We start from the raw sequence: 12,094 nt of genomic DNA on the forward strand, positions 1-12,094 counted from the left end.
ACGGATGTGGTAATGCTGGAATCATTACGATAACCCAGAAAGAAACTCCAAGGCCTGTACTATCTCCGCAATTTGTATGTGATGGAGATAATAATGGAATATATGACGACTTATTGTTAAAAGATTTAGATCCTAAAATAAAAGATAAAGAAGGTCATGATTATTTAAATAATTCCAATTATAAAATAACTTATCATGAGGGACTTTCAAAAGCATTGAAAGGAACAGAAAGTATAGATAAAAATACTTATTTTACTTTGTCCGATAATATTTACATTAGAATTAAAAACATACATACCGAATGTATAGGTATTACTAAAATTGAATTTGAAACTAATAATCCGGCAGAAATTAAAGATACAACTTTATATGCTTGTGATGAGGATAAAGACGGGTATGCATATTTTCAATTACCTTTAGTAGAAAGCTTGTTTAAAGTAAAACCAGATACAAGAGTACGTTATTATAGAACGGAAAAGGATGCAAATAATGCCTTAAAAGACCTGGCAATGGGTATTCCTTCTAAGGAAATACTAGAGCCGGAATTATCTAATTATAAAAGTAATAAAGGATATATCTATGTAAGGGTTGATGATATTTCTGAGGATTTTTGTCCTTCTGTAGCAAAAGTAGAGCTAATACCTTATATTTCTCCTACCCCTCCTAATGAAGTGGTATATGTCTGTCCAAGATACTCCACTACCTTAGATGCCGGAGATGATGGCTATACGGAGATCCGTTGGTTCTTTAATGGAAAATTAGTCGGAAATGGTCGTTATCTTGAAAATGTTAGAGATATAGGTGTTTATACAGTAGAACTTACCAAGCTTCTAAACTATAATATCTCTTGTACCACTACACATCAGATTAAAGTTAAACTATTGGAAGAACCTGTGATTGTAGAATTGCAACAAGGAAAAGATTATATTACTGTTATAGCTAAAGGACCTGCTCCTTTAGAATATTCGATAGATAAAGTAAAATGGCAAAGAAATAATACATTTACTAATCTGAAACAAGGCATTTATACCTTTTATGTGCGATCTGTGGCAAACAACTGTGATGCATTAACATCGAAAGGGATTATATTCGGGATTAATAATGTAATTACACCTAATGGCGATAACTATAACGATGTTTGGAGAGTGTGTGGATTGGATTTATTTAATGGAGGAGTTTCCCATGTTAAAATTTTTGACAGATATGGTAAGCAAGTGTTCGAACAAAGTTCCAATACGTGTTTCCTATGGGATGGTAAGCATTTAGGCAGAAATTTGCCAACATCTTCTTATTGGTATATAATAACTATTGCTGATGGGCGCGAGTTTACAGGTTGGATTATGTTGAGGAATTATAACGAATCAGATAGATAATACGATTAGTAATATAAATAAAAAAGACATTCATTTTCGAATGTCTTTTTTGTTATAAAAAAAGCCGACTGTTATAGTCGGCTTTAATACAAAAGATAAATTAGGACAACAACTTCCTAACAGTTTCTGAAATTATTTTCCCTTCAGATTTTCCTTGCAATTTTTTAGAAGCAATACCCATGACTTTTCCTAAATCTTTAATATCCTGGGCACCTGTTTCTTTAATAATTTCTTTGAGTTCATTCTCTAATTCTTCAGGGGTAAGTTGTGCAGGAAGAAATTTCTCAATAACTTTTGCCTGGGCCAATTCATTTTCAGCCAATTCATTCCTGTTATTTGCAATAAATTGCTCATAAGCTTCCTTTCTCTGCTTAACTAATCTTTGTAATAAAGCTATTTCTTGATCAGAAGAAATATTTTCAGTCTTGCCGTCAGTTTTAAGTAATAATAATTGAGATTTAATAGCTCGTAAAGATTCTAAAGCTATTTTATCTTTATCTTTCATAGCGACCTTCATCGCATCCATTATTTGGGTTTCTAAGCTCATATCATCTTTTTATAAGTTATGGACTAATCTACATTGTCATGGAAAAAATTATTAGGACGAATTTGAACTTCATTAGATTTTTTATTGAAGAACATATCCGAGTTTTGATTATAATCATTAGTATCATCTAAATTAATACCTTGTCTTTTATATGCAGGAACTCTTTCAACTTCATCAACATTTTGTTTAGATAATCCTTGAAATTTACTATTCAATTTTTTTAGTCTTTCTCTTCTTTCCTGAATTTTTTTCTCCATAAGTTCATTTAGAGATTCTGAAGAATAATTTTTATCTTCAATAACGGTTTTATCTTCGGTTAAGTTCGAAATCTTTTCCTCAGGAAGCTGAATCTTATTTTGATTGATATCAATCTCTCCAAAGTCAGTTTGTAAAGTTACTTTTTGGGTAAAATCATCAGCCTCATCTAAAGTGAATATGGTTGATTGATTGACAGGAGGCTCCTGTAACTTATCTTCACGAACTTCTTGATAACTATTTTCTGAGCTAGAAAATAGAGTTGTTTCGTTATTTTTGGAAAGATTAGTAATATCTTTTTTAATAATATTTATTTCTTCATCGATATAAAAAGAAGGAGCTGTAGGATCTTGTCTGTTTGATATACCAAAAGTAGTTACTTCATCCTCATCTTCAAGTGTTATTATCTTCTGGGCTACTTTTTCTTCCGTTTTTTCCTGATTATAATTTTCTTTATTTGAAGGAGAGATAACTCTAGGCTCATCGTTTCCATTATCTTTTTGACTTTGACTTTGAGAAATGGTTGAATTTCTAATTCCAACATGCAGAGTACCGGATGATGGAAAATCATCGGTTAAAGTATGTACGATCTTTTCTCTTTCCTTTCCGCTATTTCTTTCGTCGTCTACAGGAAATCCGGTAGCAATAACCGTAACGCTTATATTTTCTCCTAAACTTTCATCTTCACCGATACCCATAATGATATTTGTATTATTGCCTGCTTCAGATTGAATATGATCGTTTATAATACCTATTTCATCTACGGTGATTTCTTCTTCTCCCGAAACAATAAGTAACAATACATTTTTAGCACCCGTAATTTTATTATCATTAAGCAAAGGAGAATCCAATGCGGTCATAATAGCATCTTGAGCTTTATTAGGCCCTGAGGCTATAGAAGATCCCATTATTGCTGTACCGCTGTCTGCCAATACGGTTTTAGCATCACGTAAATCTATATTTATCGAGTAATTTTTTGTAATTACCTCTGCAATCCCTTTTGCTGCAGTGCTGAGGACCTCATTTGATTTAGAAAAACCAGATTTATAACCTAAATTACCATAAAGCTCTCGAAGTTTATCATTTTTTACAACGATTAAAGAATCTACGTTTTTTCTAATTTTTTCAAGTCCCTTTTCCGCTTGCTCCAGTCTGATTTTACCTTCAAATGAAAATGGAATAGTTACTATACCTACAGTTAATATGCCCATTTCTTTTGCAATGCCGGAAATAATGGGTGCTGCACCAGTACCTGTTCCACCTCCCATTCCTGCAGTAATAAAAACCATTTTGGTTTCTTCTCCTAAAGCATTTTTAATATCATCGATACTTTCAAGAGCAGCTTGTTCTCCGATTTCCGGATTTGCTCCTGCACCCAATCCTTCTGTAATTGTATTTCCTAATTGAATTTTGTTAGGAATAGGATTGTTTATTAATGCCTGTGCATCCGTGTTGCAAATTATAAAATCAACACCAGTTATGCCTTGATCATACATATAACCAACAGCATTATTACCTCCACCTCCAACACCAATAACCTTGATCGCAGAAGTTTTATTTTTGGGCAGCTCAAAAAATAGCTTATTGTTTTCTGTATTATCCATCTTATTTAAATAATTTACTCTGTGTCATTAATATATTTAATAAATTTTTCTTGAAAAGCTGCGAATATGGATTTCTTCTTTTTCTTTTCTTCTTTCAATTTTTTTTCAATATTATTATTTATTGTACTATTTGAAATTTTCTTTTCCTCAAGAGATTCAGAAGTGTTTTCCTTAGGTTGAATATCTTTCTGCTCTTGTTTAAACTTATTTTTCTTTAGATCAAGATTATTAAGTCCCGTCATCAATAGTCCGATAGCTGTAGCATATTCTGGACTTGCGAGTTCTTCCGGTTGTCCACTTGCAAGATGTTCATTGCAAAAACCTATCCGAACATCCATTCCGGTAGTATATTCTGTTAATTGTCTTAAATGTTTTAATTTAGAGCCACCTCCGGTCATTACAATTCCTGCAATTAATTTTTTCTTTTGCTCTTCACAGCCATAATTTTTTAATTCAATATAGGCTAAAGAAATAATTTCTTCTACTCTAGCGTGAATGATTTGGGATAATTTTTTTACCGTAATTTCTTTAGGTTCTCTCCCATGTAATCCTGGAATGCTTATGACCTCAATTTCTTTATTTTCAGAAGGCCAAGCAGACCCGTGTTTAACTTTTAAAATTTCAGCTTGTCTTTCAATGATGGAGCAACCTGATTTAATATCATCTGTAATAACATTGCCTCCAAAAGGTATCACTGCCGTATGACGTATAATATTATCTTTAAAAACAGCAATATCTGTAGTACCACCTCCTATGTCTATCAAAGCTACTCCTGCTTCTTTCTCTTCTTGACTCAATACAGCATCGGATGAAGCAAGAGGCTCGAGCGTTATTCCTACTAAGTTCAATCCTGCTTCTTTAACGCATCTAGCAATATTTCTTATTAAGGAAATTTGTCCAACTACTACATGAAAGTTGGCTTCCAGACGACTTCCATGAAAGCCGCGTGGTTCAATAATTTCAGATTGAGAATCTACTTTGTAATCCTGAGGGAGAACATGTATTATTTCCTCTCCTGGAAGCATAACAAGCTTATGTACTTGATCTTTTAAATTCTCAATATCTCTATCATCAATAACATCTTCGAAATTGGGTCTCGAAATATAATCACTATGCTGAAGACTTCTAATATGTTGACCTGCGATTCCTACAGTCACATCGGTAATTTTGTAGTTAGCAGCCTTTTCAGCCTCAGAAATTGCCTTTTTAATTGAATCAATAGTCTGAGTAATGTTATTTACCACACCTCGATGAACTCCTAAACTTTTAGCTCTGCCCATTCCCAGAATGACCAATTTTCCATGCTCATTCCTTTGACCTACTATAGCAACAATCTTTGTTGTTCCTATGTCCAAACCTACTGCAATATTGTTATTGTTCATATTTATCTTTTTGTTGCAACTATTTGATTGTCATATTTTAAACTTATTTTTTTATACACTCCAAAACCTACATAATCTAAATATTGTCTGTAAAATTCTTTTAAATTAGTAAGCTTTTGATGATTATTTTTTAATTCTCCATATTCAATATATACTCCCGGTATATTTAAAAGAAAATTATAACAATTTTTTTTGTCTTTTACAATACTTACAATATGGTTTTTTAATGTATCATCATCTGCAATTAATTGAGTTAATTTTACTAAATTATTAAATTCTTTATTTCCTATTTCCCCGGTTGCAATTAAACAAGGTAATGAAAAGTTTCTAGATAAAGGGAATTTACTTCCGAATTTATCCAAATAAAATTCTTCATTAGAGGTTTTTACTCGAACTACAGGAATTTTTTGATCAATATTTATATTAATAGAACCATTTAAATCAATATATACGTTACTATTAGAAATAAATGGATTTGAATCTAAATTACTTTCCGTTTTTGAAATGTTTATATCTTTTATTTTAATAGCCTTTTTTCCGTTTTCTGAAGATAGATTTACTATATCTTTGACCATAGTATTAGTAATAAAATGTATATAATCAGAATTTTCAATATGAATTTTTACTGTATCTATAATTCTATCGTTATGCCTTCGTACAGCGAAGTTCATTAGAAACCCTAATACTATTATCAATGAAAATATTTTTATAAATCTATATTTTAATTTCATTAAGCCAATTAATTATAGGATCATGTAAAGTATCAATGTTACCGGCTCCTATAGTAAGAAGCACATCAAAATCTTTTGTCTTAATAGTATTTAAAACATTGTCTATCGAGCTTATCTCTTTATTATCTAATTCAATTTTTTCAGCAAGCCATTCCGAGGTAACTCCCTCAATAGGAATTTCTCTTGCAGGATAAATGTCTAACAAAATTAGTTGGTCTGTTTTACTAAGACTACTAGCAAAATCTTCAGCAAAATCTTTTGTTCTAGAATAGAGATGAGGTTGAAAAACAGTCAGTAATTTTTTTGAAGGATACATATTTCTAATAGTATCAATTACTGCGTTTATCTCAGTCGGATGATGTGCATAATCATCAATGTATATTGTATCGTTTTCGAAAATATGCTGGTTGAATCTTCGTAAAACTCCTTTAAATTCAGCTAATGCTTTACGTAAAATATCGGGTTCAATACCTAGTTTTAAACCGATTGCTAAGGCGGCTATTGCATTTTCTACATTATGCTTTCCCGGAATAGGCAGTTTGAAATCTTTTATAGTTTGTTTAGGAGTTATTAAATCAAATTTAAAACTTCCGTTGACAATTTGAATATTTTCAGCATAATAATCAGCCTTTTCCTGCGCGGAATAAGTTAAATGTTTTGCCCGGATGGGTAACCCCTTTTTTACTACTAAGAATCCATCTTCTGGAATCAATGCTGCGAACTTATTATAGGAATCTATAATATTTTCTTTATTTCCATATATATCTAGGTGATCGGAGTCTGTTGAGGTTATAGTCGCCATATTGGGTGATAAGGCAAGAAAAGATCTATCGAATTCGTCTGCTTCAACAATAGAAATTTCAGCTCCATTATAAATAAAATTAGAATTATAATTTGCTGAAATGCCGCCGAGAAAAGCAGTCGAAGGTAGATTTGCATACTTACATATATGCCCCAATAGGGTAGAGGTGGTTGTTTTTCCATGAGTTCCTGCTATGGCTAAACATAAAGTACTTCTAGTAATTTCTCCTAAAACTTGTGATCTTTTTAAGAGAGTAAAGTTTTTTTCAATAAAATAATTTTTAATTTTTAAATCTTTCGGTATAGCCGGTGTATATATAATTAATGTATTTCCCGCTGAAATATCTTTTGGAAGTAATGAAATTGAATCTTCATATAGAATAGGTATATTTTCATTTTCTAGGCTATGAGTTAGCTTAGTACTTGTTTTATCATATCCATATACATTTGAGTTGGAAAACTTAAAATAGCGTGCTAAGGCACTCATTCCAATTCCTCCAATTCCTATAAAATAATAGTTTTTATATGTGTGAATGTCTGTCATTAATTATTCAAAATTTAATTCTTTTAATATATGAGAAACAATTTCTTCAGTAGCATTAGGTTTAGCCATTTTTAAAATATTTTCACCTAACAGTTCTCTTTCATTGGCATTGCTAATGAGATTTTGAATTTCTTCTAATAATTTACTTGAAACATCAGAATCTTTTACCATTTTTGCTGCTTTATAATTAACCAATTGCAGAGCATTTTTAGTCTGATGATCTTCTGCAGCATAGGGAAAAGGTATGAGTATAGTAGGTTTTCCGGCTAAAGTTAATTCGGATATAGCTATGGCTCCAGCTCTCGAAATAATTATATCAGCAGCAGCATAAGCTAGAGACATATTTTTAATAAACTCAGTTATTTGTATGTTGGGATGTTTTAACTCAGAATTATTTATAATATCAGAGTAATCCGATTTACCGGTTTGCCATAAAATTTGTATATCAGAATCAGCAATTATTTTTGAGTTATTTTTCCAAAAATTATTTATAGTCCTAGAACCTAAAGATCCACCTATTGATAATATAACCAATTTAGAAGAATCTAATTTTAATTCTTTCTTCGCTTGTTCTTGTGAAACTTTATTATTGAATAGTGATTTTCTAACAGGATTTCCTGTAAAGTGTATTTTTTCTTTTGGAAAAAACGTATCCATACTATCATAGGCAACAAATATTCCCTTTGTTTTGTTTGCAAGTTTCTTATTGGTTATCCCTGGAAAGGAATTTTGCTCCTGTATAAAAGTAGGAATATTTGTATTTGCAGCTACGTACAAAGCTGGTCCGGATGCATATCCTCCTGTGCCTATAGCAGCATCGGGTTTAAAAGATTTAATAATTTTTCGTGATTTTATGATACTTGAAAAAACCTTAAAAGGAAATTTTAGGTTGGCAAGCATAGAAGATCTTGAAATTCCTGAAATCCATAATCCTTCGATTTTATAACCAGCTTGAGGTACTTTTTCCATCTCCATTTTATCTTCCGATCCTATAAAAAGAAATTCTGCATTGGGTAAGCGACGTTTTATTTCATCTGCAATGGCTATTGCGGGGAAAATATGTCCTCCAGTACCTCCACCACTAAGTAAGAATCTAGGCGATTTCATAATTTACATCTTCTTTTTTATTATTTTCTTTAATATTTTCTTCAGGAATCATATCACGACTTACACTGATAATAATTCCTAAAGCCATATAGGTTACCCACATGGAGGTTCCGCCATAGCTTAGTATAGGTAATGGCTGGCCAGTTACAGGAATTAAGTTTACCGCAACAGCCATATTTGAAAATGCCTGAAATATAATAGGCAATCCAATTCCTACTACTAACAGGGTGCCGAATATATTTTCTACTTTTGTAGCAATAACTATTATTCTCCATAGTATAAGTAAGTAAAGGAAAAAGCATGTAATAGCACCCATAATACCATATTCTTCAACTATAATGGCAAAAATAAAGTCTGAGGACGATTGAGGTAAAGATTGCTTAAATGCACTTTTTCCCGGACCTCTAGCTATTATACCGCCTTGAACTATTGCCGCTTTTGCTTGTTGTACTTGATAGCTTTCTTCTCCTTCTCCTCCAGCAAAGTTCTCAATTCTGCTTTTCCAGGTATGAACCCTATGACCAGGAAACATATCAGGAAATTTTAGCATGATTGTTATAAAGAGAATAACCACAATTATACCAACTCCAATTATAGAAAGTAATATTTTCATTGGATACCCCCCGATAAATAATAAAGCCAACACCATCAAAAAGATTAAAATTCCAGTGGATCCGTTTGCCGGAAATATTAATCCCACTACTAGGAATATAGGTAAAAGTATTGGTACAAAACTGTTATTAAAAGTTATTTCTCTATCTTTATTTCTATCCAGATATCTGGCAACATATATATTTAATATTAATGCAGCGAAAACAGAAGTTTGAAAAGCAAATGGCACTCCTGGAAGTTTTAACCATCGAGAAGCATTTGCTCCGTCAATACTTTTTCCTTGCATTAAAGTAAGTATTAATAGAAAAATAACTACAGGTAATAATAATTTTGAAAAACCTCCAAAATATTTATAATCAATTTTTTGAAAAATAAAAACAATACCAATGCCAACTATAATGAATCCAGCATGTTTAGTAAAATGTCCCAATACAGAACCCTCTCCGACAACATACTGCAAGTTAGAACTTGCAGAATATACAGGTAAGAAGGATGCAAGCGAAATTAAAAATATCGCTGCCCATAAAGTTATATCTCCTTTAAAGTATTGTTTTAATTTTTTCATGTACTAAAGTTTTCTAACTTCTTCTTTAAATTGATTTCCACGATCTTCGTAATTTTTAAATAAATCGAAGCTAGCACATGCTGGAGAAAGAAGAACAGAATCTCCTTTAGAACCTAAGCTATAAGCTGCTTTAACTGCATCTTTCATTGACTGAGTTTCTACAATGTTTGAAACAATGTCTTGAAAAGAGCTTATAATTTTGGTATTATCTATTCCCAGGCAAACAATAGCTTTAACTTTGCGTTGTACAAAAGGAAGTAATTCTTTATAATCATTTCCTTTATCTGTACCACCTACAATCCAAATAATTGGAGTTTTCATGCTTTCTAAAGCATAATACACGGAATTTACATTAGTTGCTTTACTGTCATTTATGAAATTGATGCCATTAATTTTTAAAACAAATTCTAGACGATGCTCTACTGCTTCAAAATCCATCAGACTTTGTTTTATAAATTCATTTTTAATTTTAGAAAGCTTTCCTGCAATCCCTGCTGCCATAGAATTGGCCATATTATGTTTTCCTGTTAGTGCTAATTCATTAATTTTCATTTTAAAAGTATCAGAGTTAATGTGGAAGTTTATATATTCATTATCGCTATAAGCCCCGTTTTCTATTTTATTATCTAAAGAAAAAGAAAGCTTGTTAGCATGTGTATCATTATTTTCAAACCAATTTTTTGTCATCAGGTCATCTTCATTATATATAAAGAAATCGTATTTATCTTGGTTAGAGGTTATCATAAATTTTGCATCAACATATTTTTGGTATGTATAATCATATCGATCCAAATGATCCGGGCTTGTGTTCAGTACCATAGCAATGTGTGGTTTAAAACTTTGTATGTCATCTAATTGGAAACTGCTGATTTCAAGTATATAGTAATCGAAATTTTCTTCAGCCACTTGCCATGCAAAGCTTTTTCCGATGTTTCCGGCTAGACCTACATGATATCCTGCGTTTTTAAAAATGTGATAGGTTAGAGAAGTGGTAGTTGTTTTTCCGTTAGACCCCGTGATTGCAATTAATGTAGCCTTTGTAAATTGAGAAGCGAATTCAATTTCAGAAGAAATTCGAATTTTTCTTTCATTTATTTTTTGAATGATGTTAGATTTTTTTGGAATTCCAGGGCTTTTTATAATCCAATCTGCATTTAGAATTATTTCTACCGTATGTTGATTTTCCTCAAAAGGTATTTGTTTTTTGGTTAGAATATTTTTATATTTTTCTTTTATACTATTTCTATCGGAAAGAAAGACATCATAACCTACCTTTTTACCTAAAATTGCAGCTCCAACGCCGCTTTCTCCGCCACCTAATATAACTAGCTTCTTCATTTTTATCTATCTTATTTTTAAGGTTATAATACAGAAAATTGCGAGCATAATACCGATAATCCAAAAACGAGTAACAATTTTACTTTCATGGTATCCCAATTTTTGAAAATGATGATGAAGAGGAGACATTAAGAATATTCTTTTTCCCTCTCCGTATTTTTTCTTAGTATATTTAAAATAACTCACCTGTACCATGACTGATAGGTTTTCAACCAAAAATATTCCGCATAGCACCGGTATGAGGAGTTCTTTTCTCAATACGATAGCCAAAACAGCAATTAATCCGCCTATGGTCAAACTTCCCGTATCTCCCATAAATACTTGTGCCGGATACGTATTATACCATAAAAAGCCTATTAAAGCCCCAGCAAAAGCTGCTGAAAATATTACTACTTCTCCAGAGTTTGGTATATACATTAGATTTAAGTAATCCGCCATCATTATATTTCCAGAAACATAAGCAAAAAGAGCAAGTGCAGTAACTATAATAGCAGAACTTCCAGCAGCTAATCCGTCGATTCCATCTGTTAAATTGGCTCCATTTGATACAGCCGTTACAATGGTGATAACTACAGGAATTAAAATAATCCATACCAAATTTTGTGAGTCTTTTTCATCAACTCCTATCCATGTTAAAACTTTTCCATAGTCAAATTGATTATTTTTAAAAAAAGGAATGGTTGTTTTAAATGATTTTTCTTTAGGATAAAAGTCCTTTGCTAATTCAATATTAAGAGATCCTTCAATCTTTTCTCTAATTACAATGTCCTTATTGGTATATAATACAACTCCTACAAAAATTCCCAGACTAATCTGTCCTAAGATTTTGAACTTTCCTTTTAGTCCATCCTTATTTTTTTTATGAATTTTTAAGAAGTCGTCCAAAAAGCCAATAATGCCCATCCAAATTGTTGATATAACTAGAATGATGATATAAATGTTATTTAGCTTACAGAATAATAGTACAGGAATCAATGTGGCAAGAATAATAATTATTCCTCCCATAGTTGGAGTACCTTCTTTTTCTTTCTGACCGGTAAGACCTAATTCCCTAACGGTTTCACCTAGTTGCTTTTTTCTAAGAAAATTTATAATTCTTTTTCCTATAATTAATGATATGAATAAAGATGTAAATACCGCAGCTAAGGCACGGAATGTAATATATTTATATAATCCACTTCCGGGTATATAATAATGTACATTTAGATAATCAAATAAGTGGTAAAGCATCTTTT

The 12,094-nt window shown here is 31.6% G+C and carries 10 protein-coding genes; 1 reads left to right on the plus strand and 9 read right to left on the minus strand.

Going from position 1 to position 12,094, the window contains the following annotated elements:
* A partial coding sequence (locus Q0T35_RS10085; protein ID WP_295842937.1) for a T9SS type B sorting domain-containing protein occupies positions 1-1,373 on the plus strand: 1,373 nt, incomplete at its 5' end.
* Positions 1,374-1,473: 100 nt separating this feature from the next.
* Here the strand turns inward: Q0T35_RS10085 and Q0T35_RS10090 are convergent.
* The 9 genes from Q0T35_RS10090 to mraY are packed head-to-tail and all read right to left on the minus strand — an operon-like array spanning position 1,474 to position 12,089.
* Entirely contained in the window at positions 1,474-1,920 is a 447-nt protein-coding gene (locus tag Q0T35_RS10090; RefSeq protein WP_293918949.1) for a GatB/YqeY domain-containing protein, read from the minus strand.
* 23 nt (positions 1,921-1,943) lie between these two features.
* Positions 1,944-3,779 (minus strand): cell division protein FtsZ, encoded by a 1,836-nt coding sequence (gene ftsZ / locus Q0T35_RS10095; RefSeq protein WP_295842940.1) that lies wholly within the window; start codon positions 3,777-3,779, stop codon positions 1,944-1,946.
* Between the two features lie 14 nt (positions 3,780-3,793).
* Positions 3,794-5,161 carry a cell division protein FtsA gene (gene ftsA / locus Q0T35_RS10100; RefSeq protein WP_295842941.1) on the minus strand — a complete coding sequence of 456 codons (1,368 nt, stop codon included), beginning with the start codon at positions 5,159-5,161 and terminating at the stop codon, positions 3,794-3,796.
* Between the two features lie 2 nt (positions 5,162-5,163).
* Positions 5,164-5,856, minus strand: a complete 693-nt coding sequence (locus tag Q0T35_RS10105; protein ID WP_295842943.1) for a hypothetical protein — start codon at positions 5,854-5,856, stop codon at positions 5,164-5,166.
* Between the two features lie 19 nt (positions 5,857-5,875).
* The gene (gene murC, locus Q0T35_RS10110; RefSeq protein ID WP_295842945.1) at positions 5,876-7,237 is read right to left on the minus strand and encodes a UDP-N-acetylmuramate--L-alanine ligase; all 1,362 of its coding nucleotides are present in this window, start codon (positions 7,235-7,237) and stop codon (positions 5,876-5,878) included.
* A gap of 3 nt (positions 7,238-7,240) precedes the next feature.
* Positions 7,241-8,344: an undecaprenyldiphospho-muramoylpentapeptide beta-N-acetylglucosaminyltransferase gene (murG, locus tag Q0T35_RS10115; RefSeq protein WP_295842946.1), complete on the minus strand. Its 1,104-nt coding sequence runs from the start codon at positions 8,342-8,344 to the stop codon at positions 7,241-7,243.
* Positions 8,331-9,521, minus strand: coding sequence for an FtsW/RodA/SpoVE family cell cycle protein (locus Q0T35_RS10120; protein WP_295842949.1), 1,191 nt, complete (start codon positions 9,519-9,521; stop codon positions 8,331-8,333). The genes murG and Q0T35_RS10120 overlap by 14 nt, the downstream gene beginning before the upstream one ends.
* A gap of 3 nt (positions 9,522-9,524) precedes the next feature.
* A complete protein-coding gene (gene murD, locus Q0T35_RS10125; RefSeq protein WP_295842951.1) occupies positions 9,525-10,859 on the minus strand; it encodes a UDP-N-acetylmuramoyl-L-alanine--D-glutamate ligase in 1,335 nt (444 codons plus the stop codon).
* Positions 10,860-10,865: 6 nt separating this feature from the next.
* Complete coding sequence (gene mraY, locus Q0T35_RS10130) at positions 10,866-12,089, minus strand: phospho-N-acetylmuramoyl-pentapeptide-transferase (RefSeq protein ID WP_293918854.1); 1,224 nt, start codon at positions 12,087-12,089, stop codon at positions 10,866-10,868.
* Positions 12,090-12,094: the final 5 nt, after the last annotated feature.

The sequence above is a fragment of the uncultured Apibacter sp. genome (assembly GCF_946479295.1).
Classification (GTDB): domain Bacteria; phylum Bacteroidota; class Bacteroidia; order Flavobacteriales; family Weeksellaceae; genus Apibacter.

What these genes read in the sequence shown, in the direction of transcription:
- Q0T35_RS10090 (WP_293918949.1), bottom strand. Translation starts at nt 1,920, where the DNA reads ATGAGCTTAGAAACCCAAATAATGGATGCGATGAAGGTCGCTATGAAA.
- ftsZ (WP_295842940.1), bottom strand. Translation starts at nt 3,779, where the DNA reads ATGGATAATACAGAAAACAATAAGCTATTTTTTGAGCTGCCCAAAAAT.
- ftsA (WP_295842941.1), bottom strand. Translation starts at nt 5,161, where the DNA reads ATGAACAATAACAATATTGCAGTAGGTTTGGACATAGGAACAACAAAG.
- murC (WP_295842945.1), bottom strand. Translation starts at nt 7,237, where the DNA reads ATGACAGACATTCACACATATAAAAACTATTATTTTATAGGAATTGGA.
- murG (WP_295842946.1), bottom strand. Translation starts at nt 8,344, where the DNA reads ATGAAATCGCCTAGATTCTTACTTAGTGGTGGAGGTACTGGAGGACAT.
- Q0T35_RS10120 (WP_295842949.1), bottom strand. Translation starts at nt 9,521, where the DNA reads ATGAAAAAATTAAAACAATACTTTAAAGGAGATATAACTTTATGGGCA.
- murD (WP_295842951.1), bottom strand. Translation starts at nt 10,859, where the DNA reads ATGAAGAAGCTAGTTATATTAGGTGGCGGAGAAAGCGGCGTTGGAGCT.
- mraY (WP_293918854.1), bottom strand. Translation starts at nt 12,089, where the DNA reads ATGCTTTACCACTTATTTGATTATCTAAATGTACATTATTATATACCC.